This window comes from Pseudoduganella sp. RAF19 (assembly GCF_052114165.1).
GTDB lineage: Bacteria > Pseudomonadota > Gammaproteobacteria > Burkholderiales > Burkholderiaceae_D > Rugamonas.
On the sequence record NZ_JBFREF010000005.1, the window covers coordinates 60,093 to 85,216 of the forward strand.

Genomic DNA, 25,124 nt, shown 5'->3' on the forward strand with positions numbered 1-25,124 from the left:
CATGAAAGACCTGCTGTCCGATGCAAAAAGTCTGGTTGCACCACCGAACGCTGCGGACGGCCTGGATCGCCGCGATTTTCTGAAGGCCGCGCTGGGCACCGGCTTTGCCGCCGCCGTGCTGCCGGTCAGCGCTGAAACCATCCACACCGACACCGCAGGCCTCACCGCCGGCACCGTGACCATCGAAGTCAACGGCCAGAAAGTGCCCGTGTACCGCGCCCAGCCTGAAGGCAAGACCGGCCTGCCGGTGATCCTGGTGGTGTCCGAAATCTTCGGTGTGCATGAACACATTGCCGACATCGCGCGCCGCTTCGCCAAGCAAGGCTATCTGGCGCTGGCGCCGGACCTGTTCGTGCGCCACGGCGATCCGCAAAAAGAACCGGCGATTGCCGATCTTATTAAAAACATCATCTCCAAAACGCCGGACAGCGAAGTGCTGGCGGACCTGGACGTCACCGTCGCCTGGGCCAAAGCCAATGGCGGCAACACCGATAAACTGGGCATTACCGGCTTCTGCTGGGGCGGCCGCATCACCTGGCTGTACGCCGCGCACAATCCGAACGTGAAGGCTGGCGTGGCCTGGTACGGCCGTCTGGTGGGCGAAACCAACAGCATCAACCCGCATCAGCCGATCGAGTATGCCGCGACGCTGAAAACGCCGGTCCTGGGCCTGTACGGCGGCAAAGACCAGGGCATCCCGCAGGATTCCATCGAAAAGATGAAAGCCGAACTGGCCAAAGGCAGCAGCCAGTCGACCTTCGTGGTCTATCCAAATTCCGGCCACGCCTTCAACGCCGACTACCGCCCCAGCTACGTGGAGGCCGACGCCAGGGACGGCTGGTCGCGTGCGCTGGCCTGGTTCAAGGCCCACGGCGTCGCCTGACTGAAGCAGGACTCGGCAAGAATGCGCTCCGGGCTGTAAAATGCCCGGTTTGCGCATTTTTCCGCGCCCGAGGTACGTAAAATCGATCCCGTCCTGATTTCCATCCTGCTGGCTACCACCATCGCCGGCGTTGCCAGTATTTCGGCAGCGGCGGTGTTTTCGTTCGCCCTCCTGTCCAAGGTGGTCGAGCGCATGGTCAGCCTGTCGGTGGGCATCATGCTGTCGACCTCGCTGCTGCACGCGCTGCCGGAGGCCTTCGAATCGGGCGCCGATCCCCGTTCCCTGTTTGGCGCGCTGCTGGCGGGCCTGCTGGCCTTCTTCATGCTGGAAAAGCTGGCCATCCTGCGCCACTCCCATCACCACGAGCACGACGGCCACCACCACGCCCACGGCCACGACAAGCGCGAGGCGGGCAAGGCGGGCTGGATGATCCTGGTCGGCGACGGCATGCACAATTTCACGGACGGCATTCTGATTGCTGCCGCCTTCCTGGCCAATCCGCAGCTGGGCATCGTGACGGGCGTGGCCATCATTGCTCACGAAATCCCGCAGGAGATCGGCGACTTCATCGTGCTGCTGAACGCCGGCTTCTCGCGCACCCGCGCCTACGTCTACAACCTGCTGTGCAGCCTGCTGGCCGTAGCCGGCGGCTTGCTGGGCTATTTCACGCTGGACCATGCCAGCAGCCTGATTCCCTACGTGCTGGTATTCGCTTCCTCCGGCTTCATTTACATCGCCGTCAGCGACCTGATGCCGCAGATGCAGCGCCGTGCCACCCTGCGCGAAACCGTGCCGCAAGTGCTGCTGATTGGGCTCGGCGTTGTCATTGTTTTATTCCTCACGGCCGGGCACTGAAATAACTGCAAGTTTCATTGCTGCCAAGCAATGACTTTAGGCACGATTCCTGCTACGCTCCATGCATCCTTTTCGCGGACGCATGATGACTGAGCATACTGACAACACCGACGTACTGATGGCAGCCTTCCTCAAGGGAGCTGGTTTGCCCGCCACGGCCATGAATCAGCCACTGACACCTGAATTCATGGAACTGCTCGGCAAGCTGCTCTCCAAGTCCATTGGCGGCACTTTCCAGTTGCTTGGTGCGCGTGCTCATCTCAAGCGCGATATCCACGCCGACGCCACCCAGGTTGTGGTGCGCAATAACAATCCGCTCAAATTCCTGCCGGAGAGCCAGATCGCGCTGACGCAGATGCTGCGTAAGAAGATGCCTGGCTTCATGGGGCCGATCGAAGCGCTGGAAGACGCCTACGCCGATCTGCAGGCGCATCAGGATTGCGTGCTGGCCGGCATGCAGGGCGCCGTCGGCGAAACGCTGCGCCGTCTCGATCCGGATGTGATGCCGGCTCCGCGCGGCCTTGGCGCGGCCTTGCCATGGAACGGCAAGGCGCAGCAGTTCGAACATTACAGCGCGGCTCACGCGAAGCTGTCACAAGCCGTGACCGACGATTTCCACGCCGTGCTGGGCACGGCCTTCCTCGAAGCATATGAGCGCCGCATGGAGCGCATCCAGGACGAGGCATACGATGGCTGATCCAGCACTGGCCGGGCGCAACGTCGCCCTCGATATCGCGGAAGTGTCCTGCATTGGCGGGCGCTCTTCCAATCAGGATGCCTGCGCATCCACCGACAATGGCGCCCTGGTGTGCCTGGTCGTCGCTGACGGCGCGGGCGGACATGAGGGCGGCGAGATCGCGTCGGCACTGGTGGTGCAGGCCGTGGTTGGCGCCTTCGAGCGCTCGCCGGGCGGCACGCAGGCCTTGCTGCGCGCACTGATTTCGAAGGCGACCAATGATGTGCAGCGCGAGAAGATCGGCCGTCCGCAGCTGGCGTCGATGAGCGCGACCGTGGCCACGGTGCTGCTGGACCGCGCGCATGGCGAGGCTTGCTGGGCACACCTGGGCGATACCCGCATTTACCTGTTCCGCGGTGGACGCGAACTGCACGTCACGCGCGATCACAGCCTGGTACAGCAGCTGATCGATGGCGGCCTGGCCATCGGCGCCGATCCGCGCACGCACAAGCGCCGCAATGTGCTGTATGCCGCGATTGGCGCGGAAAGCGATGTGCTGCCGGACGTCATGGGGCCGCTGGCGCTGGAGGAGGGCGATGCCATCCTCATTTGCACCGACGGCTTGTGGGAATGGGTGACGGAAGACGTCATGGAAGCTTGCCTCGCGCGCGCGGGCAGCGCGCAGGAGTGGCTGAACGCGCTGTGTGCGGCGGCCGATGCCGCCAGCACGGGCAGCGAAGAGACGCGCGATAACTATACGGCGCAGGCCGTGGTTGTGGGGGCGCCATGAGCGGATCGCTGAATTGTCTCGCCATCGGCACCAAGCTTGGCGAGTTTGAAATCCAGAGCGTGATCGGCGAGGGTGGTTTCGGTATCGTCTACCTCGCCTTCGACCATTCGCTGCAGCGCACCGTGGCGGTGAAGGAATACATGCCGGCGTCGCTGGCATCGCGCGGCGACGACCATAGCGTGTCGGTGCGTTCCAAGCGCCATGGCGAGGCTTTCGAAGCGGGCCTGCGCAGCTTCATCAACGAGGCGCGCTTGCTGGCGCAGTTCGATCATCCGGCGCTGGTGAAGGTGTACCGCTTCTGGGAACAGAATTCGACGGCCTATATGGCCATGCGCTATTACGAAGGCCAGACGTTCAAGACGCTGGTGCGCAACGATCCGAATGTGGTGACTGAGGATTGGCTGCGCCGCATTTTGCGCTCGCTGTTGGGCGCACTGGACGCGCTGTACAAATCGAATATCCTGCATCGCGACATCTCGCCGGAAAACATCATGATCCAGCCGAACGGCGATGCCGTGCTGCTGGATTTCGGCGCAGCGCGCCAGATCGTGACTGGGATGTCGCAGTCGCTGACCGTGATTCTGAAGCCGGGTTTCGCGCCGGTCGAACAGTATGCGGATGATGAGAGCATGCGGCAGGGACCGTGGACGGATATCTATTCGCTGTCCGCGGTCGTGTATTCGGCGATTACGCACAAGGCGCCTCCTGCAGCCGTGGCGCGCATGCTCAATGATCCTTTAGTGCCGCTGGCCGGCGCCGACCACCCCGAATTCAGCGCGCCATTCCGCGCGGCGATCGACCGCGGTATGCTGGTACGGCCCGATGAGCGTCCACAGACGATTGGCGAGTTCGCGCTGATGCTGGGCATTGAACTGACCGATAATCCTCACACGCAGCCGGGACCGGCGCGCGTCGATACGCGGCCAGCCCTGCCGGCGACGCCGGTTGCAGGCACGACTCCGCCCGCATCGCCTGCGCCATCCGCTGCGTCGCCCGTGCCAGGGACAGCGCCGAACCCTGCGTCGCCCGCACCAGCGCCTGCGTCCGCGCCTGCGCCTGCGTCGACCGAGCCAGCGCCCGCCTCGTCCGCGCCCGCAGCCGCGTCGCCTGCTTCGGTCGCCGCCGCCAATGACGCCGACGCTGCTCCACGCGCGCCTGAAGCCGACAGCGCATCCAAAGCCTCCAGCGCCGCGGCGCCTGTTGCCGCACCGGCCGCTACGCGGAGCAAGGACCAAGCCGCGGAGGCCGCCGCCGCATCGCGCGCTGCACCCAGCAAGGACCGCGCAGCAGAGTCCTCCGCAGCCGCTTCGCACACAGCATCCCGCAAGAACCACGCAGCAGAGTCCTCCGCAGCTGCTTCGCACACCGCATCTCGCAAGGACCACGCTGTCGCCGCATCGGCCGCTGCGCCGAGCAAAGGCCACGCTGATGCTGCTGCCACCGCGCTGGGCGATGCACACGGTGACGCGGCTGGCGTCGCGTCAGGCAAAGGCCGCGCTGATGCTGCTGCCGCCACCGCGGCGGAAAAGGAGCGTGCTGGGAGGGCGTCGAAACCAGGTGCGAGCCGTGGCGCCGCCGTGCCCGATAAATCCAAACGCAGCGCAAAGCCCGGCGAAACAAAAGCGTCCGCGTCTGCCCCGCGCAATCGCCGCCCCGCGCTGGTTGGCGCTGTCATCGCCGGCCTGGCGCTGCTTACCGCCGCAGGCCTCTACGCGGCCAGCGGTGAGGCGCCGGTTGAAGTGCACGAGACAGCCAGCGTAGAAATCCCGGCCTCAGCGCCGGCGCCAGCTGAAGCCACGCAAGCGGCGGCACCCGTTGTAGCATCAGCGCCCGAGGCAGCCGCGCCAGCGAAAGAGGAACCTGCAAAGCCGGCCGCATCGACCAACGGCACGGTCACGCTGAACGTGATGCCATGGGCAAACGTCACCGTGGACGGTGTCGAAAAAGGCCCCACGCCACCGTTGAAGAAATTGTCCCTGCCTGAAGGCCAACATCAGATTAAAATTGAGAACCCGAATTTCCCTGAGCGCGTGGTGACGATCACGGTCGCGGCCAACAAGACCGCAACCTTGCGTCACGACTTCGCCAACTCGCACTGAACATGAAGACCTACGTCAGCCTGCTATGCCTGGCACTGCTCGCCGCCTGCAACGCCACTACGCCGGTGTCGAAAGACGCCGACGAAGCACACGCTCCCGCCGCTGCGGCAAGCGCGCCCACTGCACACGTGAAGGAACCGGCGGCCCCCGCACCGGAAGCGCCGCCTGAAATCAACCCCGCGCGCAAGGACCTGAACGCAGCGATCACCTTGTACCAGGCCGGCGACTACAACGGCTCGCTCAAGGTACTGAACAACTCGAAAGAAATCTGGAAGAACGGCGACAAGGCCACGCAACTGGATGCGTTCAAATACACCGCCTTCAACTACTGTCTGACCAACCGCACCACCTTGTGCCGCCAGCAATTCGCCAAAGCATTCAAGCTCGATAAAACCTTCGCGCTGGCGCCCGGTGAAAAAGGCCATCCGCTGTGGACTCCCTCCTATGAGCGTGCGCGAAAAGAGACAGTCAAATAATTGTCATTGATTCGTCATAAAGCCTGTCTATCCTGAATACCAAGAACAACAACAAGAAAGGGAGAGAAGGAGATGTTGAGCACATGGCAGCAATGGCGGGCGCAGCGAATCATGCGGCGTTCACGCTACAGCAAGCAATTGGCGGAAATGCCCGCTAATCTTTTTGATTACTGGAAGAGTAGCGCTAAAAATGAATTCAACGGCATCCCAGGAGATGCCGTTTTTTTTGCCCGCGCGGCGGAGGGCCTGATCGCCTTCTTCGACTGCGCGTCCCACGACAGCAAGCCCTGCGCCTTGCCGTCGCTGGCGGCCGACTCGGTGTGGCATGCCTGGCAGCGGCTCTCACCACTGAAACTGGAAGCCTTCTGCCGCCGGAACTTCGGCCGCAACATCCCGCACGTCGAGCGTGCCAATATGCCGGGCAATATGGACGATGCCCTGGCCGTCTGCCTGGTGCGGGCGCGCGAGCGCGAAGGCATCCGGCCCGCCGGTCCACGCTTGCCTGGCCTGTTCCTGCTGGATCGCAAACTGAAAATGCCGAACGGCTTTGGCTACACGGTGCAGCGCGGGTACGCTGGCTACTCTCAGATGGATGACCGCGGCCGCTTCGACCCGCTGGTGGCCTGCCCGCCATCGCTGCAAGCGGCAGGTCTCGCCAGCGCAGGCCTGATCGCACCACTCGCCTACGCCGAGTACATGGAACTCGAACGCGCCCGCCGCCGCACCGACGGCAGCGCCTGCGGTTCCGGCTGCGGCAGCTCGATCAGCTGCGACAGCAGCGACGGCGGCAGCTCCTGCGGCTGTGATGGCGGAGGCAGCAGCTGCGGCAGCAGTTGTGGCGGCGGATGTGGAGGTGGTGGCGATTAAACCCACGGCCTAAAGCCGGTGCCTGCCACGACGTGGCAGGCACCAGGTTCACGCCATTGGTTTTATCAGGCGCCAGCGGACGCCGATGGGGCTAAATCAGGCGCCAGCGGACGCCGTTGGGGCTAAATCAGGCGCCAGCGGACGCCGATCAGGCTAAATCAGGCGCCGGCGGACGCCAATCGGGCTATATCAGGCGCCGGTGGCAACTGGGCGGGCTGGGTCGGCGCACCATTCGGACCAGGAGCCGGGATAGAGCGCGGCGCCGGAGAGCCCGGCGATTTCCAGGGCGAGCAGATTGTGGCAGGCGGTGACGCCGGAGCCGCACTGCATGACGGCGACCGATGGCGATGCGAACAGTGGCGTGAAGGCGGCTTTCAAGGAAGCGGCGTCCTTGAAGCGGCCGTCGGCGGCGAGGTTGTCTTTGAAGAAGCGGTTTTTGGCGCCGGGGATGTGACCGCCGACCGGGTCGATGGATTCATTCTCGCCGCGGAAGCGGTCGTTGGCGCGTGCGTCGACGACCTGGTAGCGCGCGGTGGTCAGATTCTCGACCAGATCGGAAGCGGATACAGTGCGCGTCAGCGTTGCGCGTTCAGTGATGTTGCCGCGTGCGCGCGGCGCAACCGGCGTCACGACAGCATGGCCGGCTGCGGTCCATGCGGCAAGGCCGCCGTCCAGCACGGCCACGGCTTGATGGCCGATCCAGCGCAGCAGCCACCAGGCGCGCGAGGCGTACATGCCACCCTGGCCGGCGCCGTCGTAGGCGATGACTTGCGTGTTGTCGTTGATGCCGAAGCGGCGCAGCGTTTCGATCAGCGCGGCGCGATCGGGCAGGGGATGGCGGCCGCGGAAAGTGGCGCCGCTGCCGGTCTTGGGACCCGACAAATCATTGTCGATGCTGGCAAACTGCGCGTTCTGGATATGGCCTTCGGCGAAGGCGTTGCGGCCGAAGTCAGGATTCAGCAGGTCGTGGCGGCAGTCGAGGATGACCCAGCTCGGGTCCGTCAAATGCTGCGCCAAAGTCTCGACATCAATCAGAGTGGTGTACATAGGTTTCCTCACGCTTCACTGGCAATCGGATCGGTTTCGGCAATGGCCTTGCCGCGTTCCGTACTGCGCGTATTGTAAAACGTTGCGGCGATTCCGGAAGCGAGGATGATGGCGATGCCCGCCCAGCTATGCCAATCGAAGGTATCGTTGAAAACGATCACGCCCCAGATACTGGAAAACACGATGCCGGTGTACTGCAGATTGGCTACCACCAGCGTCTTGCCGAGGCGGTACGCGCGCGTCATGGCGATCTGCGCGCCCATGCCCAGCAGGCCAAGTCCCAGCAGCAGCCAGATCGTGTAGCTGTTCGGGCGTGTGAAGTGCAGGCCGGATTCGACAATATGGCCGCCGGCACCGGCCAGCAGGTTCATCACCGAGAAATAAAACACCACGCGGTATTCGGGTTCGCCCGCCAGGCCCAGTTTGCGCACCTGCAGATAAGCCATGGCCGACAGCACGGACGAAATCAGCGCCACCATCGCTGGCCCCATCTGGTTTGAAGCAAAGGCAGGCCGCAGCAGCAGGGCCACGCCGACAAAGCTCATGAGCACCGCCGCGATCAGCGGCCACTCGACGTGATTCTTGCGATGCCACCAGCCATGGCCGAACAGCCACACCGCGATCCAGATCGGCGCCATGTAGTTCAGCGTAATTGCCGTGGCGAGAGGGAGTTTGCCGATGGCGTAAAACCACAGCCACAGCGAGATCACGCCGATAAAGCCACGCCACAGGTGGTCCCACGGCATGGTGGTCTTGAGGGAGAGGCCCCGGATGCGGATGGTGCAGAACAGGACAACAGTTCCGACAATCCCGCGGTACATCACGATTTCAGAGGTGCTGAAGTCGTCGGACGCCAGCTTCACGCACACGCCCATGGCGGCGAACATGAAGCTGGCAACGAGCATCCAGAGCGATTGCATCAGACGGTGACCTTACTCCGGTACCACTCATGGAAGTGCTGCATGCCGTCTTCCATTGGCGACTGATAAGGACCGGCGTCGGTTTCGCCGCGGTCCAGCAGGATCTTGCGGCCGGCATCCATGCGCAGGGCGATTTCGTCGTCCTCCACGCAGGTTTCCATATAGGCCGCGCGTTCAGCTTCGATGAATTCGCGCTCGAACAGCACGATTTCTTCCGGATAGTAGAATTCGACGACGTTGCGGGTTTTCTGTGGACCCATCGGCCACAAGGTAGACACCACCAGCACGTGCGGATACCACTCCACCATGATGTTCGGGTAGAGCGTCAGCCAGATCGCGCCATATTTCGGCGGCTCGCCGTTGCGGAATTTGAGCACCTGCTCATGCCACTTCTGATAGATATCGGAACCGGACTTCTTCAGGCCGCGGTTCACGCCCACGGTCTGCACGCTGTAATCGGCGCCGAATTCCCAGCGCAGATCGTCGCAGCTGACAAAGCTGCCCAGGCCCGGATGGAAAGGCTCGACGTGGTAATCCTCCAGGTAGACTTCGATGAAAGTCTTCCAGTTGTAATCGCACTCGTGCACTTCCACGTGGTCCAGCATATAGCCGCTGAAGTCCAGGTCCCTGGTGACGGACATGTTCTTCAGCTTGTCCATCACGCTGTAGCCATTCTGTTCGAACAGCAGGCCGTTCCAGCTTTGCAGCTGGGACTTGGGCAGGTTGAGGCAAGGCGTCTCCGGGAAATGCGGAGCGCCCAGCAGTTCGCCTTTGAGGTCGTAAGTCCAGCGGTGCAGCGGGCAGACGATGGTATCGGCGTTGCCGCGGCCATTGAACATCAGCGCCTGCCGGTGACGGCACACATTGGACAGCAATTCGACGCCGCCGGCATTACGCACCAGCATGCGGCCTTCATTTTCGGCGGCCAGGGTGGCGAAGTCGCCGACGTTCGGCACCATCAGCTCATGGCCGACATAGCGCGGGCCTTTTTTGAATAGTTCCTGCATTTCACGCTGCAGCAGCGTTTCGTCAAAATAGACGCTTACCGGAAGTTGCGCGTTCGAACGCGCCAGCTTGGCGTGGCTACCCAGATCGGACATCCAAACCCCCCTTAATTAAATATCAAACCAAGAAGAGAAAGATCCGCAAAGACCTGAATTCAGAGAATAAAAACGGTATTTCGGACAGAACCGGAGATTATACCGCGAAATGGACCATCTTCGCTTAATTATCTGCGGGAGGAAAGTCCGGTGCGCGTCTGGTAATATTGGCAACATTGAACCGCTCGCAGAGGCAATGCCCGCCCCCCGGCATGGCATTTGTTCTAAAATAGCGCCCTACATAGTATATAAATAGCTTTATGCCAAAAAATATGACTGCTCCCGCGACATTCGAGGAAGCGATGGCCGAGCTGGCGCAGCTCGTCACCCAGATGGAGGCCGGGCAATTGCCGCTCGAAGCATCCGTAGCCGCCTACGCGCGCGGCTCTGAACTGGTGAAGTTCTGCGCAAGCCAACTGGAAAAAGTGGAGGCGCAAGTGAAAGTGCTGGAAGGGGAAATGCTGAAGCCCTTCGCCGAGAACGGCGAGGCGGACCAATGACGGTGACATTCCAGGACTGGATGAAATCCATACAGGCTGCAGTCGAAGACGATTTGTCGGCCTACCTGCCGGCCGCCGATGCGGTGCCGGCCAAGCTGCACGAGGCGATGCGCTATGCGGTGCTGGACGGCGGCAAGCGGGTGCGCCCGCTGCTGGTGTTCGCCGCCGGTGCGCTGTTTGATGCCGACGCCAAGGCCCTGAGCCGGGCGGCAGCGGCAGTGGAAATGATCCATGCTTACTCGCTGGTGCACGACGACATGCCATGCATGGACGACGATGAACTGCGCCGCGGCAAGCCGACCGTGCACAAAGCGTATGATGAGGCGACCGCGCTGCTGGTGGGCGATGCCCTGCAGTCGCAGGCCTTCCTGGTACTGTCCGAATGCGACACCGTACCGGCGCAGCGCCAGGTAGCGATGCTGAAACTGCTGGCTTTCGCTTCCGGTTCGCTGGGCATGTGCGGCGGCCAGGCCATCGACCTGGATAGCGTGGGCATCAGCCTGACCCTGGAGCAGCTGGAGCAGATGCACCGCCTGAAGACGGGCGCACTGCTGCGTGCTTCCGTGGTGCTGGGCGCGCTGGCCGGCAAAGAGCTGAGCGATACGGAACTGAAAGCGCTGGACGATTACTCGCGTGCCATCGGCCTGGCCTTCCAGGTGGTCGATGACGTGCTGGATGCGACGGCCGATTCGGCCACGCTGGGCAAGACCGCTGGCAAGGACGCGGCGGACAACAAACCGACCTATGTGTCGATCCTGGGCCTGGAGCCTTCGATTGCGCTGGCGGAAAAACTGCGTCAGGATGCACATAACGCGCTGGCGCCGTTCGGAGAACAAGCACAGCGCCTGCGCGAAATTGCAGACCTGATCGTGCGGAGGAAGGCATAAATGACACTGCTCGAAACCATCAATAACCCGGCCGACCTGCGCAAGCTGTCGCGCAGCCAGCTGATTCCGCTAGCCGATGAACTGCGCGGCTTCCTGCTGGACTCCGTGTCCAAGACTGGCGGCCACCTGTCGTCCAACCTCGGCACCGTCGAACTGACGATTGCGCTGCATTATGTGTACAACACCCCGGCAGATCGCATCGTGTGGGATGTGGGCCACCAGACCTACTCGCACAAGATCCTGACCGGCCGCCGCGAGCAGTTCCACACGCTGCGCCAGCTGGATGGCATCTCCGGCTTCCCGCGCCGCGTGGAATCGGAATACGACACCTTCGGCACTGCCCACTCGTCCACCTCGATCTCGGCAGCGCTGGGCATGGCCGCAGCCGCCAAGATCAAGGGCGAGCAGCGCCACTCCATCGCCGTGATCGGCGACGGCTCCATGACGGCGGGTATGGCGTTTGAAGCGCTGAACAACGCGGGCGTGGAGAAAGACTGCAATCTGCTGGTGATCCTGAACGACAACGATATGTCGATCTCGCCGCCGGTCGGTGCACTGAACCGCTATCTGGCGCGCCTGATGTCCGGCCAGTTCTACGCTGCGGCGAAGAATGTCGGCAAGTCCGTGCTGCCAGGTCCTGTGCTGGAGCTGGCCAAGAAACTGGAAGGCCACGCGAAAGGCATGGTAGTTCCGGCCACCATGTTCGAAGAACTGGGCTTCAATTACATCGGCCCAATCGATGGCCACGACCTTGATTCGCTGATTCCAACCCTGCAGAACATTCGCGAGCTGAAAGGTCCGCAATTCCTGCACGTGGTGACCAAGAAGGGCCAAGGCTACAAGCTGGCCGAAGCCGAACCTATCCTCTATCACGGCACCGGCAAGTTCAATCCGGCTGAGGGCATCAAGCCTGCGCTGGCGCCGTCCAAGAAGACGTACACCGAAGTGTTCGGCGACTGGCTGTGCGATATGGCCAAGGCGGACAAGAAGCTGGTCGGCATCACGCCAGCCATGCGCGAAGGCTCGGGCATGGTGCGCTTCGAACAGGAGCATCCTGACCGCTACTTCGACGTCGGCATCGCCGAGCAGCACTCGGTGACCTTCGGCGCCGGCCTGGCTTGCGAAGGTATGAAGCCGGTAGTGGCAATCTATTCGACCTTCCTGCAGCGCGGCTACGATCAGCTGATCCACGACGTGGCTCTGCAGAATCTGGACGTGACCTTTGCGCTGGACCGCGCCGGTATCGTCGGTGCCGACGGTGCGACCCACGCCGGTAACTACGACCTGGCTTACCTGCGCTGCATCCCGAATATGGTGGTGATGGCGCCGTCCGATGAAAACGAATCGCGCCAGATGCTGACGACTGCCTTCCGTTATCCAGGTCCGGCTGCCGTGCGCTATCCACGCGGTGCCGGCACTGGTGCGACGATCAAGCAGGAACTGACCACGCTGCCGATCGGTAAGGGCGAAATCCGCCGCAAGGGCAACAAGATCGCGATCCTGGCTTTCGGCTCCATGGTTGCTCCGGCAATAGGCGCGGCCGAATCGCTGAAGGCCACCGTGGCCAATATGCGCTTCGTGAAGCCGCTGGATGTGGAACTGGTCAAGCAGCTGGCTGCCGATCACGATTACCTGGTGACGGTGGAAGAGGGCTGCGTGATGGGTGGCGCCGGTTCGGCGGTGGCAGAAGCCATGGCAGCGGAAGGTATCACCAAACCGCTGCTGATCCTCGGCCTGCCGGACAAGTTCATCGACCACGGCGATCCGGCCAAGCTGCTGGCCAGCGTTGGCCTGGATGCTGTCGGCATCGCGGCCTCGATCAAGGCGCGCTTCGGTGACGAACCGCGATTAGTCGTCAACAACGGCTAAATAAAAACGGCGCCTCGGCGCCGTTTTTTATTGCTGGATATGGCTTGCGCGCAAGGTCGGCGCATCCGTGTTCCGGGCATCCAGCGTCAGCGTATAGTGTCCTGGCTGGTCCAGCTTCAAGGTCAGGCGCTTGCCCTTCAACGCGAGCGGCGTGGCTACGCCTTCGGTCAGTTGCGCATCCTTTTCTGCCGCGCCAAGCTCCAGATCCACAAGGCCGCGTGTGCCGATCTTGAGCTGCTGCTTGCCTTTTTCCAGGTCCAGCTCGGCGGTATAAATGCCGTCCTCCAGCTTGCGCATGGGCGTGCGCGAAGTCCAGTCGTTCATGGAGCCAAGTACGAACAAAGGCTGCAACCACGGGTTGGTTTTTTCTTCGGCTGTTGGCTCGGGCGCGTAACGCAATTCGATGCGGGCATCGTTCGACCAGGCCTTGTCGGCAAGCGGCGTGAGGTAGCTGAAGTCTTTGGCTTCGATGGTTTCGCGGCGTTCACCGTCCACGATTTCCGCGGCTTCGACGATCCTCCGGCTTGGCCACCAGAATTTGACCTTCTCCTTCATCACGGTGCTCATACCGCACCAGTCGGTGGTCAGCACCAGCGTGTTGACGGCCAGCGTTTTCAGCAGACCGATTTCCTTCTTGCCGATGGCCACCGCCACCTGGCATTCCAGCCGCAGATCGCCGAGCCGGCGCACATTGTCCGGCAAGCCGGGCGTGTGGATATCGGGGCGTCCACGCAGCGCGCCTTTCTTGCGGTTGAGGATCAGGTCCGCGTCATCGTCGATGGCGGATTGCACGCGCGGCAGGGTGAAGGTGCCATCTGCCGTAACTGGTACGGGAATCGGATCGCCTTCACCGGCGATGCGCAGCGATAGCGGCTCGCCGGCCGTCAGCTGGTCACTCATGCGGCCGGCCGAGAGACGGAAGCGCAGTTCAGGCACGGCGGGCGCCAGCGCGTGATATTCCTGGAAGGCGTCCAGGCCCGCGACGACGTTGCGGTAGGAGCGCATGTCCGGATTCTTCACGCCGGGAACCTCAACCTGTTGCGGCTCTTCGGCCTGCGCGGCGCCTGCAATCAGCAATGCAAGGAGAAGCTTCTTCACGGTGCGGCTCCTGCGGTGGCTGCCGGTTCAGGTCCATATTTGAACTCGATCAGCGCGTCGTTGGACCAGGTTTCGTCGCCCAGCGGCGCCAGGTACGACCATTCTTTCACCTTGACTTCGGCGGTACGCTCGCCCTCGCGCAGCACTGCCGATTCCAGTGGATGGCCGCCGCTGAACCAGAACTCGGCATTTTTCTTCTCGCACCAATTCCCGCTGAGCATAACGGTGGTCAGCGCAGCGCGCATCAGGAAGCCCATCTCCTTCTTGCCGATGGCGATCAGCACCTGGCATTCGAGCCGCACGTCGCCCAGGCGGCGCACATTTTCCGGCAAGCCGGGCGTGCGCACGGCAGGCAGCCCTTCGACCAGACCCTTCTTGCGGTTGAGGACCATGTCGGCGTCATCGTCGAGCAGGGCTTGCATGCGCGGTACAGTGAAGGTGTTATCGGGCGCCACGGGAATGATGACCGGGTCACCATTGCCCTTGATGCGCACGGTCAGCGCTTCGCCTTTCTCCAGCGGCGGCTGGCCGCGCTTGGGGCGCAGTCGGAAACGCAGCTCGGGCGCGGCGGGCGCCAGGTTGTGGTGTTCTTCGAACGCATTCATGCCCGCCATGATGTTGCGGTAGGAGCGCAGTTCGGGATTGCGGATGTCTTTGACTTCGACGCTGGGCGGGTCCTGCGTGGTCTGCTCTTGTGCAAACGCCGCTGGGGCGCTGGCAATCAGCAGGGCGAGCAAGGAACATTGGTATTTTTGCATCGGCGCAGTGTATCAGAATTGAGCATGCTTGCAACCGATCAGTCTGCTGCCTATATTGGTATAAACAGTTTATACCGGAGCGTCTGCCATGCGCTTCCTGCTTTTCGTGCTGTTCGCCATCGTCCCGCTTGCGCAAGCGCAGGTGCCGGACCTTGGGCGCGCGCAGGAATTGTCGTTCAGCGCGGATGAAGTGGCGGCACGCGGCGAAGACCGGTATATCGCGCAAGTCGTTGCGCTGGCGGCGTCACGCCAGCTGGATCGCGACCGGATTTTGCTGGCGCGGCTGCAGAAGATCAGCACCGGCTTGATTCGCGCGGCCGTGTCGCTCAAGCCGGAAGCGGCGGACTGGCAGTGGGAGCTTCACCTGAGCAGCGACCCATCGATTGATGCCGTGTGCCTCGCCGGCGGCAAACTGCTGGTCGGCATCCCATTTGTGCGGCGGCTGCACCTGGACGATGGCGAGCTGGCAACGTTGCTCGCGCACGAGATTGCACACGCCATCGCCGAGCATCAGCGCGAATATTTTTCGGAGGCCTTGCTGGCGATTCACCGTCCTGACCTGCCGCTGGATGTGGTGCAGGAACGCCTCGATTCCGATCTTCCCCTGCAGCTGCGATTGGCGCGTCTGTCGTTTATCCAGGAACAGGAGGCGGACCAGCTGGGCATGATCATCGCCCACCGCGCCGGCTGGCCGCCAACCGCAATGCTGCGCTTCTACCGCAAACTCGCGTCCGACACAGACGCCGCGCCACTGCTCGCCTCCCATCCCGACGCCGCCGCACGCATCAGCATGGCCAAAGGCATGCTGCGCCTGTTCGGTGGGCCTTAATCAGAGCACCTTCTGCACTACCTCGGCCATGGCGGCGTAGCCGGCGTCGCTGGGGTGCAGGTGGTCGCCGCAGTCATAGGCGGGGAGCAGGCGCGTTGAATGAGCCGGGTCGCGCAGGGCGGCATCGAAGTCGGCGACAGTGTCGAAGGCGCCGCTGTGGCGAATCCATTCGTTGACCTGGCGGCGCACGGCGTCCTTGGCGGGCGTGTGGTGGCCTTCGAATGGCGTGCCTTGCAGCGAGCCTTCGTATGGTGGCAGCGTGGCGCCGATGATGCGCACGTTGGCCGCGTGGGCGCGGGCGATCAGCTGGCGGTAGGCGGCGATCAGTTGCTCGGCGGTGGCTGGTGCGTCTTGCGGCGCAAACGCGCTGCCGGGCCAACCGATGTCGTTGATGCCCATCAGGACTACGACTGTGCCCACGCCCGGCTGGTCAAGTACATCGTGCTGGAAACGGTCAGCTGCTTTCACGCCCATTTTGTCGCCTAACAGTCGCGCGCCGGCGATACCGGCGTTGGCAACGCCGATTCCTTGCTGCGCCAGGCGCCCGGCCAGGTAGTCGGGCCAGCGGCGATTCTGGTCCGGCGTGGAACCGTTGCCGTCGGTGAGCGAGTCGCCGAATGCCACGACTGTGCGGTGCTGCCGCGTGTCGCCGCCGGCGACTTCCACGGCGCTCAGGAAGGCGCGGCCTTGCAGCAATTGCGCGCCGTCCAGGTTCGCAGCGGCGGTAGCGTTGCCGGACGCGATGTAGCCCGTCTGCCAGGTGCCCCAGTGGAAGGTCGTCGTCGGTGCGCGCTGCGGCAGCCAGGTTGAAATAGTCAGGCGCTGCAGCGGCGGCAGGACGAAATCCAGCGCGTCGCTGGTTGCCGTCTGCCCCGGCGCGATCGTCACCGAGCGATGGCCGCCAAAGGTCAGCACTGCCGTGCTCCCCACGTCCACCGCCGACGTCGCCCCGCCCGTCGCCGCCATCGACGCGCGCGCGGCTGTCGCAACGGCCGCTGGCGTACTGTCGGCGCCGGCTGCTGCGCCGCTTGCTGGTTGGCCGGACGCTGGCGTGTTGGCGGCTGTGTTGGGAACGGTGCGGGCGATGCGGGCTTCGCCGATGATCAGGGGTTCGCTGCCGTAGCGGTTCGAGAAGGATACGCGCAGCCGGGTGCCGCCCGCGCTGGTGCGCACGACTTCGCGCACGGTTTGTCCCTCCAGCACTGCGGGCACATTGGTCGGCAGCGCAAATTCTGCGCCCCAGGTAGGCTGCGGCGAGGCGTACCAGGTGGTGATCCAGTCATCCGCAGCGGCGGTAGTTGCGATGGATGCGGCAGCGACGGCGGCGATGATCTTGTGCATGGCATTCTCCAGAAAAGTAAGGTGAAACCATGTTGACTCATTCGAATTCTGGATGGTAGAAGGTAAAAACGACTAAAGCTCATTCCAATGTAGAATGAGAGACATGGATACCATCCGCTCCCTCCACTACTTCGTGCGTGCCGTCGAACTGGGCAGCCTGTCCGCCGTCGCGCGCGAACAGAACACCACTCAGCCGACGGTCAGCAAAATTGTGGCTGCGCTGGAAGAAGACCTCGGCGTGCGTCTGCTGGAGCGAAATACGGCCAGCCTGTCGCCGACAGTGCAGGGCAGACGATTCTATGAGCGCGCCAAAGGCATCCTGGAGGAGTACGAAGAAGCCGTGGCCGACGTGCGCGGCGATACGGCCAACGCCACCGGGCTGTTGCGCGTGAACGCCCCCGTCGCGCTGGGGCAATTCCGCCTGAACGCCATCGTGCAGGAATTCCTGCGCGACTATCCGGGGATGGAAATCGAACTGGTTCTGAACGACCGTATGGCCGATCTGGTGGAAGAGGGCGTGGACGTGGCACTGCGTCTTGGCAGCGATCTGCCGCCCAATGCCATCGCGCGCAGAGTCGCCGTCTCGCCGCGCTATCTGGTTGCGTCGCCCGCCTATCTGAAGGCGCACGGCACGCCTGGCCAGCCGCAGGATCTGCAACAGCACGACTACATCCGGTTCGCCTGGCTGAGTACCGGCGACGATGTCACGCTACGCAAGGGCGAACAAACCGTCACGGTGCGCACGCATGGCCGCTACCGCGTCAACAACGCACTGGCCATCAGGGACAGTCTCACAATGGGGGCAGGCATCGGCCTGTGTCCTGCATGGCTGGTGCACGACCTGCTGGAAGCACGCAAACTGAAACACGTGCTGCGCGCCTGGCAGGGCGACGCGCAGGAAGTGCATCTGCTCTATCCCTCGCGCCGTTACCAGCCGCTGCGCGCCCGCCTGTTCATAGACTTTATCCAACAGCGCCTGGCGACGCTGCCGGGATTTACTACTTAGCCACGCTTGCGGTCGTGGCGCCACAGCACATCGCTGCCGCCTGCAAAACGGTTCAGCACGCGTGACAGCACGAACATCAGGTCCGACAAACGGTTCACGTACTGGCGTGGATGATCGTGAATGGTTTCCGCCTTGCCCAGCGTGACAATCGCACGTTCGGCGCGGCGGCATACGGTGCGGCAGATATGGGCTTGCGACGCGGCGCGCGAACCGGCCGGCAGAATGAACTCCGTCAGCGCCGGCAGCGTGGCGTTGTATTTTTCCAGCAGACCGTCCAGACGCTCCACATGCTCGTCCTTGATCATCTGGTAACCGGGGATGCACAGCTCTCCGCCCAGGTCGAACAGGTCGTGCTGGATCATCACCAGCTCTTCGCGCATCTCATCCGGCATGTCTTCGCACAGCAGCAGGCCGATGTTCGAATTCAGCTCATCCACCTCGCCGATGGCGTGAATGCGCACGCTGTCTTTGTCCACGCGGGTGCCGTCACCCAGGCCGGTGGTGCCCTTGTCGCCGGTGCGGGTGGCGATTTTAGAAAGTCGATTACCCATGGTAAAAATCCTTAGTCTTAACGACAGCGAGGATACGACAAATTACCAGTGGTTGGGCGGGGATTTCGCCGGTGCGGGGCTATTTGCCCCTACAATCTGTACTAAACAAGGCTCCAGACCAAGAAAACATGACCCCAGCTTCCAACGAGCCTGCATTCAGCGCTGAGCGACAGCGCGCCGTGGCCGCCGCCTTGAACGCGGCGCTGCCCGCGGGCTGCGTGCTGTCCGAATTGGAGGACACGCGGCCTTATGAGTGCGATGGCCTGTCCGCTTACCGACAGCCGCCCATGGTGGTTGTGCTGCCGCAGGACGAGGCACAGGTTGTCGCAGTCCTGAAAGTCTGCCGAGATATGCATGTGCCGATCGTGCCGCGCGGCGCGGGCACTGGCTTGTCCGGCGGCGCCATGCCGATTGCGGACGGCGTCGTGCTGTCCACCGCGCGCATGAACCGCATCGTGCGCATGGACGCGACCTCGCGCACTGCGGTGGTGCAGCCGGGCGTGCGCAACCTCGCTATTTCCGAGGCGGCCGAACCCTTCGGATTGTATTACGCGCCCGATCCTTCCTCGCAGATCGCCTGCACCATTGGCGGCAATGTGGCCGAGAATTCGGGTGGCGTGCATTGCCTGAAGTACGGCCTGACCGTGCACAACGTGCTGCGGGTGCGGATGGCGACCATTGAAGGCGATGTAGTGGAGCTGGGCAGTGAGGCGCTGGATGCGCCGGGACTGGACTTGCTGGCGGCCTTCGTTGGGTCGGAAGGCATGCTGGGCATCGTCACTGAAGTCACGGTGAAGCTGGTGCCCAAGCCCGCTGTAGCGCGCGTGATCATGGCGTCGTTCGACGAAGTGGTGAAGAGCTGCAGCGCGGTGGCCGACGTCATCGCGGCAGGCATCATACCGGCCGGCCTGGAGATGATGGACCAGACTTCGGTGCGCATGGTCGAACCTTTTGTGCGCGCTGGCTACGACACGGATGCTGCGGCCATTCTGCTGTGCGAGGCAGATGGCACGGCCGAAGAAGTGGAAGAGGAAATTGTGCGCATGTCGGGCGTGCTGGAAGCTGCGGGCGCCAGCCGCATACAGGTTTCGACCAGCGAGTCCGAGCGCCTGAAATTCTGGTCAGGCCGCAAGAATGCCTTCCCGGCAGCGGGGCGCATTTCACCGGACTATTACTGCATGGACGGCACCATCCCGCGCATCCATCTGGCGCGCGTGCTGGTCGGTATTGCGGAGATGGAGCGCAAGTACGGGCTGCGTTGCGCGAACGTGTTCCATGCCGGTGACGGGAACCTGCATCCCCTGATTCTGTTCGATGCGAACCAGCCGGACGAGCTGCAGCGCGCCGAGGCGTTTGGCGCGGAAATTCTGGCGCTGTGCGTGGAAGTGGGTGGCACGATCACGGGCGAGCATGGTGTGGGCATCGAGAAGATCGATTCGATGTGCGTGCAGTTTGCTCCTGCGGAGCTGGCGGCATTTCATGCGGTGAAGGGGGCTTTCGATCCGCAGGCGCTGCTGAATCCGAACAAGGCAATTCCGACGCTGAACCGCTGCGCGGAGTTCGGCAAGATGCACGTTTCCGGCGGCCGCTTGCCACATGCGGGTCTGCCGCGATTCTGATGGGTGATGATGCAAGCAATTCTTGAACAGTTTCGTGAGCAGGTGAAGGGCGCTTCGGCGTCGGGCACTGCGCTGTGCATTCGCGGCGGTGGCACGAAGGATTGGTACGGCGAGGCGCCGCGCGGTTCGGTGCTCGACACGCGGGCCTACAGTGGCGTGGTCGATTATGAGCCGACGGAGTTGGTGATTACGGTTCGCTGCGGGACGCCGCTTGCCGAGGTCGAGGCATTGCTCGCCGGGCAGCGTCAGATGCTGGCGTTTGAACCGCCGCGTTTTGGGGCGGCGTCGACGATTGGCGGTGTGGTGGCTGCGGGCTTGTCCGGCCCGCGCCGTGCCACTGCTGGCGCGGTGCGCGATTTCGTGTTGGGCGCGCAGCTGATGGATGGCCGCGGCGAACTGCTGAACTTTGGCGGGCAGGTCATGAAGAATGTCGCGGGCTACGATGTTTCGCGGCTGCTGGCGGGATCGTTTGGTACTTTGGGGCTGATTACGGAAGTGTCGCTCAAGGTTTTGCCGATGCCGTTCCGCGAAGAGACTATTCGCTTTGAGATGGACGAGATCACGGCCCTGGCGCGCATTAACGCGTGGGCGGGGCAGCCGCTGCCGATTTCGGCCAGTTGCTGGCGCGCCGGCGTGCTGACCGTTCGCCTGTCCGGCGCCGATGCCGCCATTCGCGCGGCCTTGCAAAAGCTGGGCGGCGAGCAGCTGTCGAACGCTGACGCCTTCTGGACCGCTCTGCGTGACCAGGCCGGTCCCTTCTTTACGCCCACGGCTTCCGGCGCAACCACCGCGTCGCCTGGTGACGACATGCTGCGCGGCGGGGGCGACACCGATGCCCTCGTCGCGGCACGGGGCGGCGCCAGTGTGGCCGCCGGCGGCGACCTGTGGCGCCTGTCCGTGCCGCCCGCCGCCAGCGCGATCATCCTGCGCGGCGAGCAGCTGATCGAGTGGGGCGGCGCCCAGCGCTGGCTGCGCGTGCCGGCAGAAGGCGATATGTCCGCCACCGCGGACGCGATTCGGCGTACTGTCGCGGCGGCAGGTGGCCACGCGACGCTGTATCGTCGTGGGACGCCTGCCGATGTGACTTCGGCACCGGCGGGAGAGGCGCGCGGTGATGTCGCGGTGTTCCATCCGCTGCAGCCGGCGCTGGCGAGAATTCATGAGCGGCTGAAGGCGGGGTTTGATCCGTCCGGCATTTTCAATCCTGGCCGCATGTACTGAGTTATGCAAACCAATCTGGCTGATTTCATCAAGAACACGCGCGAGGGCGACGAGGCCGAGGCGATCCTGCGTGCCTGCGTGCACTGCGGTTTCTGTACCGCCACCTGCCCGACCTACCAGCTGCTGGGGGACGAGCTGGATGGTCCGCGTGGACGCATTTATCTGATCAAGCAAGTGCTGGAAGGCGCGCCGGTCACCGAGAAAACCCAGCTGCACCTGGACCGCTGCCTGACCTGTCGAAACTGCGAATCGACATGCCCGTCCGGCGTGCAGTATGGCCGACTGGCCGACATCGGCCGCAAGATCGTCGAGCAGCGCGTGCAGCGTCCCGTGGTCGACCGTGTGAAGCGTTATGTGCTGAAAGAAGCTTTGCCGCGCAAATGGCTGTTCACGCCGGCGTTGCGCGCGGGCCAGGTATTCAAGCCGCTGCTGTCGAAGGACCTGCAGGACAAGATCCCGCCCATGCGCAGCGCAGGTGCCTGGCCGGCACGCGAGCATGCGCGCAAGATGCTGGTGCTGGACGGCTGCGTGCAACCGGGACTGGCGCCGAATATCAACGCCTCCACCGCGCGCGTGCTGGATGCGCTGGGCGTGCAACTGATCGTGGCGCCGCGTGCAGGCTGCTGCGGCGCGCTGCGCTTCCATATGAACGACCAGGATGGCGGCCTGGATGATATGCGCCGCAATATCGATGCGTGGTGGCCGTACGTGAGCGGCAGCGCGGCGCCTGTCGAAGCGATTCTCATGACTGCCTCCGGCTGCGGCGTCACGGTCAAGCAATATGGCCATCTGCTGGCCCACGATCCGGCCTATGCGGACAAGGCAGCGCGCATTTCGGCGCTGACGCGCGACCTGAGCGAAGTGCTGCCCGAGTTCACGGAGCAGATCGCGCAGCGCGTCGATGCGCGGCGGACGGTGTCCGAGCCGGTCGCCTGGCATCCACCGTGCACGCTGCAGCACGGCCAGCAAATCCGCGGCAAGGTTGAATCTCTGCTGCGTGCGATCGGCGTGGACGTGCGCCTGTGCGCCGACGCGCACCTGTGCTGCGGCTCCGCGGGGACTTATTCGATGCTGCAGCCGGAACTATCGCGCGAGCTGCGCGACCGCAAAGTAGCCAATCTGGAAGCCACAGGTGCGCAGCGCATTGTGTCCGCCAATATCGGCTGTCTGACCCACCTGCAGTCCGGCACCGGCACACCGGTCGAGCATTGGATTGAACTGGTAGAGCGCGCGCTTATACCGTAACGCTGCGGCGCCACTCGGCCGGCGCCACGTAAGCGGCGGCCCAGGCGCCGACTGCTTCCGGCGGCATGGGACGCGCGGTGCCGTAGCCCTGCGCCAGCGAGCAGCCCAGTTGCAGCAGGGCCGCGCCGTGTTCGACTGTCTCGATGCCTTCGGCGATGGCCTGACGTCCGAAAGCCTGGGCCAGGCTGATCACAGCCCGCACCAGATGCAGATCATCCGGATCGGACAGCATATTGCGCACGAAGCTCTGGTCGATCTTCAGCGTCTCGGCGGGCAAGCGCTTCAGGTAGGACATGGACGCATAGCCGGTGCCGAAATCGTCCAGTGCAAAGCGGATGCCCAGCGCCTGGCAATCGCGCATGATGCCGCGCACGTGTTCCACATCGTGCAGGGCAGAGGACTCCAGCACTTCCAGCTCCAGCAGCTGCGGCGGCGCATCCGGGCATTCGTCCAGAATCGCCCGCAGCCTTTCGGTGAAATCGTCGCGCTGGAAATGGCGCGCCGCGATATTCACGCTGACCGTCCACACATGGCCCTGCGCGTGCCAGGCAGCCAGCTGGCGCAGCGCGTCGCGTAACACCCATTCGCCGATATCGGCGATCAGGTCCGTGTGCTCGACGAAGGGCAGGAACTCCAGCGGGCCGATGATGCCGCGCTCCGCATGGCGCCAGCGCAGCAGCGCTTCCATGCCGATCACGCGGCCGGCGCGCATGTCCACCTTGGGCTGGTAATGCAGGCACAGCTCACCCTTGTGCAAGGCCGCGCGCACTTCGGCGCGGCGGTTGTGATGGGTGCGTACCTGTTCGTCCTGGCGCGCATCAAAGAAGTGGACTTTGCCACGGCCTTGCAGCTTGGCCTGATACAAAGCCTGATCGGCGCGGCGCAGCAAACCGTCCGCGCTGATGTCGCCGCCGCTGAACAAAGCCACGCCCACGCAGGCCGACAGATCCACCGTCTGGCCGCCGCAGACATAACTGCGCTGCAGCGCGGACAGCACGCCGCGCAGGCGTTCCTCCGCACCGGCCTGATCGGGCAATTGCGGCAGCAGCATGACGAATTCGTCGCCACCGAGACGCGCGACATAGTGGCGCTGGCCGCTGAAATCGTGCAGGCGGCTGGCGGCCTGCTTCAGCACCTCGTCGCCCAGCGCCTGGCCGCCCGCTGCATTGATGCGGCTGAAATCGTCCAGGTCGAACAGGCACACCGCCATTACTGCACCGCTGTCGCGCGCTGCCGACATCTCATGCTCGAAGCGCACTGCCAGCGCGGTGCGGTTGGGCAGGCCGGTGAGAATATCGTGCTGGCTTTGCCAGGAGATGCGCTGCATCAGGTGCAGGTTTTCACTGACGTCGCGGAACACCAGCACCGCGCCTTGTACTGCGCCCTCAGCGCGGATTGGGGCCGCCGTGTATTCCACATCGCGCTGGCGTCCGTTACGGTCGCGCAGCTGCTGGCCGCCCATCTTGCGCACTTCGCCGCCGCGGCAGGCAGCGGATGCGGCGCGCTGCAGCAGCTGTGGGCCGAATTGATTGGCCATGTCGAATACGGTGTGCAATTCCAGGCCCTGTGCCTCGGCCTCGGACAAGCCGGTTAGCCGCTCCGCCGCCGGATTCATGGCTTCGATGCGCCCGGAGAGGCTGGTGGTAGCCACCGCATCGCCGATCGAATTCAGCGTCACGGCAATGCGTTCCTTCTCGCCCTGCAGGCTATTCACCAGTTCCTGCACGCGGCCTGCCATATCGTTGAAGGTGACGGCCATGGCCCGCGCTTCCAGGCTGCCGCGCACCGGCAGGCGCACGTTCAGCTGGCCGTCCTGGAAGGAGCTGGTGGCATTGGCAAGGCGGCGCAGCATGCGGTGGTTGATGAAAATGAGCAGACCAAGCAGGGTGTAGATCAGGGCGATATTGATGGCGGACAGCGTGGCTTGCTGGCGCAGCGATTGCCACACATGGGCCAGCGGCAGATCGGGGCGGAAGGACAGCACCAGCGTGCCTGCGGTTGTCTCACGCCGCAGCGTCAGGCGTTCAATATGTGCCAGGCCAGCCAGCCATGCAGGCGAGGCTGCGCGCACTGCGTCGGGGGCAGAGGAGGCTTGGACCAGGACGCGGCCGCCGGCATCCTCCCAGCGTACTTGCGCCAGGTCCTCATTCATGTGCGGTGCTTGCGCGAGCAGGCGTGCCACGCCGGCTTGGTCGCCGCGCGCGGCCAGTGGGTCCAGCGAGGCCGCCAAAGCGGCAGCGGTCTGGCGCGCGTCGCGCTCAAAGCTGCTGCGCGCATTGGCCGATTCCGAGTGGACCATCAGCGTATAGCGCACCGCGACCACCAGCGCGATCAGCAGGAAAATAGGGATGAAGAGGCGCGCGTACGTCCCCATCCGAAGCCACGTTGTGAGCAGTCTGCGTAGCACAGAGAATTACCAGGAGTGATAGTCACGTTGACAATATCACAAATAATAACTGCAAATCTTAATACTTTGTAGAAATAATG

Annotated in this window: 23 protein-coding genes; 15 read left to right on the top strand and 8 right to left on the bottom strand. The window is 63.5% G+C overall.

Going from position 1 to position 25,124, the window contains the following annotated elements:
- Position 1: 1 nt before the first annotated feature.
- From AB4Z19_RS13505 to AB4Z19_RS13535, 7 genes are all read left to right on the top strand, one after another.
- Positions 2–883 (top strand): dienelactone hydrolase family protein, encoded by an 882-nt coding sequence (locus tag AB4Z19_RS13505; protein WP_442023047.1) that lies wholly within the window; start codon positions 2–4, stop codon positions 881–883.
- Between the two features lie 105 nt (positions 884–988).
- Positions 989–1,738 (top strand): ZIP family metal transporter, encoded by a 750-nt coding sequence (locus AB4Z19_RS13510; RefSeq protein WP_442023049.1) that lies wholly within the window; start codon positions 989–991, stop codon positions 1,736–1,738.
- Between the two features lie 85 nt (positions 1,739–1,823).
- Positions 1,824–2,435, top strand: coding sequence for a type VI secretion system-associated FHA domain protein TagH (tagH, locus tag AB4Z19_RS13515; protein ID WP_442035426.1), 612 nt, complete (start codon positions 1,824–1,826; stop codon positions 2,433–2,435).
- On the top strand, positions 2,428–3,204 hold the full coding sequence (locus tag AB4Z19_RS13520) for a PP2C family protein-serine/threonine phosphatase (RefSeq protein ID WP_442035427.1): 777 nt from the start codon (positions 2,428–2,430) through the stop codon (positions 3,202–3,204). Before tagH ends, AB4Z19_RS13520 begins: the two co-directional genes overlap by 8 nt.
- The gene (locus AB4Z19_RS13525) at positions 3,201–5,303 is read left to right on the top strand and encodes a protein kinase domain-containing protein (RefSeq protein WP_442023044.1); all 2,103 of its coding nucleotides are present in this window, start codon (positions 3,201–3,203) and stop codon (positions 5,301–5,303) included. Before AB4Z19_RS13520 ends, AB4Z19_RS13525 begins: the two co-directional genes overlap by 4 nt.
- A 2-nt stretch (positions 5,304–5,305) precedes the next feature.
- Positions 5,306–5,779, top strand: a complete 474-nt coding sequence (locus AB4Z19_RS13530; RefSeq protein WP_442035428.1) for a TssQ family T6SS-associated lipoprotein — start codon at positions 5,306–5,308, stop codon at positions 5,777–5,779.
- Between the two features lie 111 nt (positions 5,780–5,890).
- On the top strand, positions 5,891–6,646 hold the full coding sequence (locus AB4Z19_RS13535) for a hypothetical protein (RefSeq protein WP_442035429.1): 756 nt from the start codon (positions 5,891–5,893) through the stop codon (positions 6,644–6,646).
- 189 nt (positions 6,647–6,835) lie between these two features.
- Here AB4Z19_RS13535 and AB4Z19_RS13540 read toward each other — a convergent pair whose 3' ends face one another.
- From AB4Z19_RS13540 to AB4Z19_RS13550, 3 genes are read right to left on the bottom strand one after another with little or no spacing between them, the layout of a single operon-like run.
- The gene (locus AB4Z19_RS13540) at positions 6,836–7,693 is read right to left on the bottom strand and encodes a sulfurtransferase (protein WP_442023041.1); all 858 of its coding nucleotides are present in this window, start codon (positions 7,691–7,693) and stop codon (positions 6,836–6,838) included.
- 8 nt (positions 7,694–7,701) lie between these two features.
- Positions 7,702–8,613: a DMT family transporter gene (locus tag AB4Z19_RS13545; protein ID WP_442035430.1), complete on the bottom strand. Its 912-nt coding sequence runs from the start codon at positions 8,611–8,613 to the stop codon at positions 7,702–7,704.
- A complete protein-coding gene (locus AB4Z19_RS13550) occupies positions 8,613–9,713 on the bottom strand; it encodes an aromatic ring-hydroxylating oxygenase subunit alpha (RefSeq protein ID WP_442023039.1) in 1,101 nt (366 codons plus the stop codon). The genes AB4Z19_RS13545 and AB4Z19_RS13550 overlap by 1 nt, the downstream gene beginning before the upstream one ends.
- Positions 9,714–9,973: 260 nt before the next feature.
- On the opposite strand from AB4Z19_RS13550, the gene AB4Z19_RS13555 reads away from it, so the two are divergent.
- Genes AB4Z19_RS13555 through dxs form a run of 3 tightly spaced genes read left to right on the top strand, consistent with a single transcriptional unit; the run spans position 9,974 to position 12,969 of the window.
- Positions 9,974–10,213, top strand: coding sequence for an exodeoxyribonuclease VII small subunit (locus AB4Z19_RS13555; protein ID WP_442023038.1), 240 nt, complete (start codon positions 9,974–9,976; stop codon positions 10,211–10,213).
- Positions 10,210–11,100 carry a polyprenyl synthetase family protein gene (locus tag AB4Z19_RS13560; RefSeq protein ID WP_442023037.1) on the top strand — a complete coding sequence of 297 codons (891 nt, stop codon included), beginning with the start codon at positions 10,210–10,212 and terminating at the stop codon, positions 11,098–11,100. The genes AB4Z19_RS13555 and AB4Z19_RS13560 overlap by 4 nt, the downstream gene beginning before the upstream one ends.
- Positions 11,101–12,969 carry a 1-deoxy-D-xylulose-5-phosphate synthase gene (gene dxs, locus AB4Z19_RS13565; protein WP_442023036.1) on the top strand — a complete coding sequence of 623 codons (1,869 nt, stop codon included), beginning with the start codon at positions 11,101–11,103 and terminating at the stop codon, positions 12,967–12,969.
- A gap of 27 nt (positions 12,970–12,996) precedes the next feature.
- Here the strand turns inward: dxs and AB4Z19_RS13570 are convergent, their stop codons facing one another.
- The gene (locus AB4Z19_RS13570) at positions 12,997–14,067 is read right to left on the bottom strand and encodes a hypothetical protein (RefSeq protein WP_442035431.1); all 1,071 of its coding nucleotides are present in this window, start codon (positions 14,065–14,067) and stop codon (positions 12,997–12,999) included.
- Positions 14,064–14,825, bottom strand: a complete 762-nt coding sequence (locus AB4Z19_RS13575; protein ID WP_442035432.1) for a hypothetical protein — start codon at positions 14,823–14,825, stop codon at positions 14,064–14,066. Before AB4Z19_RS13575 ends, AB4Z19_RS13570 begins: the two co-directional genes overlap by 4 nt.
- An 88-nt stretch (positions 14,826–14,913) precedes the next feature.
- Here AB4Z19_RS13575 and AB4Z19_RS13580 point away from each other — a divergent pair, with 88 nt between their 5' ends.
- Complete coding sequence (locus AB4Z19_RS13580) at positions 14,914–15,654, top strand: M48 family metalloprotease (protein WP_442026327.1); 741 nt, start codon at positions 14,914–14,916, stop codon at positions 15,652–15,654.
- Here AB4Z19_RS13580 and AB4Z19_RS13585 read toward each other — a convergent pair whose 3' ends face one another.
- Entirely contained in the window at positions 15,655–16,995 is a 1,341-nt protein-coding gene (locus tag AB4Z19_RS13585; RefSeq protein ID WP_442035433.1) for an SGNH/GDSL hydrolase family protein, read from the bottom strand.
- Positions 16,996–17,098: 103 nt separating this feature from the next.
- Between AB4Z19_RS13585 and AB4Z19_RS13590 the strand changes: the two genes are divergently transcribed.
- Entirely contained in the window at positions 17,099–18,001 is a 903-nt protein-coding gene (locus AB4Z19_RS13590; protein ID WP_442026329.1) for a LysR substrate-binding domain-containing protein, read from the top strand.
- Here the strand turns inward: AB4Z19_RS13590 and AB4Z19_RS13595 are convergent.
- Complete coding sequence (locus tag AB4Z19_RS13595; RefSeq protein ID WP_442026330.1) at positions 17,998–18,552, bottom strand: cob(I)yrinic acid a,c-diamide adenosyltransferase; 555 nt, start codon at positions 18,550–18,552, stop codon at positions 17,998–18,000. The genes AB4Z19_RS13590 and AB4Z19_RS13595 overlap by 4 nt on opposite strands.
- A 128-nt stretch (positions 18,553–18,680) precedes the next feature.
- Between AB4Z19_RS13595 and AB4Z19_RS13600 the strand changes: the two genes are divergently transcribed.
- The 3 genes from AB4Z19_RS13600 to glcF are packed head-to-tail and all read left to right on the top strand — an operon-like array spanning position 18,681 to position 22,637.
- Positions 18,681–20,171 carry an FAD-linked oxidase C-terminal domain-containing protein gene (locus AB4Z19_RS13600; RefSeq protein WP_442035434.1) on the top strand — a complete coding sequence of 497 codons (1,491 nt, stop codon included), beginning with the start codon at positions 18,681–18,683 and terminating at the stop codon, positions 20,169–20,171.
- 9 nt (positions 20,172–20,180) lie between these two features.
- Entirely contained in the window at positions 20,181–21,392 is a 1,212-nt protein-coding gene (gene glcE, locus AB4Z19_RS13605) for a glycolate oxidase subunit GlcE (RefSeq protein WP_442026333.1), read from the top strand.
- Positions 21,393–21,395: 3 nt separating this feature from the next.
- A complete protein-coding gene (glcF, locus tag AB4Z19_RS13610; protein ID WP_442035435.1) occupies positions 21,396–22,637 on the top strand; it encodes a glycolate oxidase subunit GlcF in 1,242 nt (413 codons plus the stop codon).
- On the opposite strand, the gene AB4Z19_RS13615 is transcribed toward glcF, so the two are convergent.
- A complete protein-coding gene (locus tag AB4Z19_RS13615) occupies positions 22,627–25,011 on the bottom strand; it encodes a putative bifunctional diguanylate cyclase/phosphodiesterase (RefSeq protein WP_442027058.1) in 2,385 nt (794 codons plus the stop codon). The genes glcF and AB4Z19_RS13615 overlap by 11 nt on opposite strands.
- Between the last annotated feature and the right edge of the window lie 113 nt (positions 25,012–25,124).

Excerpts from the sequence above, each read along its gene's own strand:
- AB4Z19_RS13505 (WP_442023047.1), top strand. The coding sequence starts at position 2 with ATGAAAGACCTGCTGTCCGATGCAAAAAGTCTGGTTGCACCACCGAAC.
- tagH (WP_442035426.1), top strand. The coding sequence starts at position 1,824 with ATGACTGAGCATACTGACAACACCGACGTACTGATGGCAGCCTTCCTC.
- AB4Z19_RS13520 (WP_442035427.1), top strand. The coding sequence starts at position 2,428 with ATGGCTGATCCAGCACTGGCCGGGCGCAACGTCGCCCTCGATATCGCG.
- AB4Z19_RS13525 (WP_442023044.1), top strand. The coding sequence starts at position 3,201 with ATGAGCGGATCGCTGAATTGTCTCGCCATCGGCACCAAGCTTGGCGAG.
- AB4Z19_RS13530 (WP_442035428.1), top strand. The coding sequence starts at position 5,306 with ATGAAGACCTACGTCAGCCTGCTATGCCTGGCACTGCTCGCCGCCTGC.
- AB4Z19_RS13535 (WP_442035429.1), top strand. The coding sequence starts at position 5,891 with ATGCGGCGTTCACGCTACAGCAAGCAATTGGCGGAAATGCCCGCTAAT.
- AB4Z19_RS13540 (WP_442023041.1), bottom strand. The coding sequence starts at position 7,693 with ATGTACACCACTCTGATTGATGTCGAGACTTTGGCGCAGCATTTGACG.
- AB4Z19_RS13545 (WP_442035430.1), bottom strand. The coding sequence starts at position 8,613 with ATGCAATCGCTCTGGATGCTCGTTGCCAGCTTCATGTTCGCCGCCATG.
- AB4Z19_RS13550 (WP_442023039.1), bottom strand. The coding sequence starts at position 9,713 with ATGTCCGATCTGGGTAGCCACGCCAAGCTGGCGCGTTCGAACGCGCAA.
- AB4Z19_RS13555 (WP_442023038.1), top strand. The coding sequence starts at position 9,974 with ATGCCAAAAAATATGACTGCTCCCGCGACATTCGAGGAAGCGATGGCC.
- AB4Z19_RS13560 (WP_442023037.1), top strand. The coding sequence starts at position 10,210 with ATGACGGTGACATTCCAGGACTGGATGAAATCCATACAGGCTGCAGTC.
- dxs (WP_442023036.1), top strand. The coding sequence starts at position 11,101 with ATGACACTGCTCGAAACCATCAATAACCCGGCCGACCTGCGCAAGCTG.
- AB4Z19_RS13575 (WP_442035432.1), bottom strand. The coding sequence starts at position 14,825 with ATGCAAAAATACCAATGTTCCTTGCTCGCCCTGCTGATTGCCAGCGCC.
- AB4Z19_RS13580 (WP_442026327.1), top strand. The coding sequence starts at position 14,914 with ATGCGCTTCCTGCTTTTCGTGCTGTTCGCCATCGTCCCGCTTGCGCAA.
- AB4Z19_RS13585 (WP_442035433.1), bottom strand. The coding sequence starts at position 16,995 with ATGCACAAGATCATCGCCGCCGTCGCTGCCGCATCCATCGCAACTACC.
- AB4Z19_RS13590 (WP_442026329.1), top strand. The coding sequence starts at position 17,099 with ATGGATACCATCCGCTCCCTCCACTACTTCGTGCGTGCCGTCGAACTG.
- AB4Z19_RS13595 (WP_442026330.1), bottom strand. The coding sequence starts at position 18,552 with ATGGGTAATCGACTTTCTAAAATCGCCACCCGCACCGGCGACAAGGGC.
- AB4Z19_RS13600 (WP_442035434.1), top strand. The coding sequence starts at position 18,681 with ATGACCCCAGCTTCCAACGAGCCTGCATTCAGCGCTGAGCGACAGCGC.
- glcE (WP_442026333.1), top strand. The coding sequence starts at position 20,181 with ATGCAAGCAATTCTTGAACAGTTTCGTGAGCAGGTGAAGGGCGCTTCG.
- glcF (WP_442035435.1), top strand. The coding sequence starts at position 21,396 with ATGCAAACCAATCTGGCTGATTTCATCAAGAACACGCGCGAGGGCGAC.
- AB4Z19_RS13615 (WP_442027058.1), bottom strand. The coding sequence starts at position 25,011 with ATGGGGACGTACGCGCGCCTCTTCATCCCTATTTTCCTGCTGATCGCG.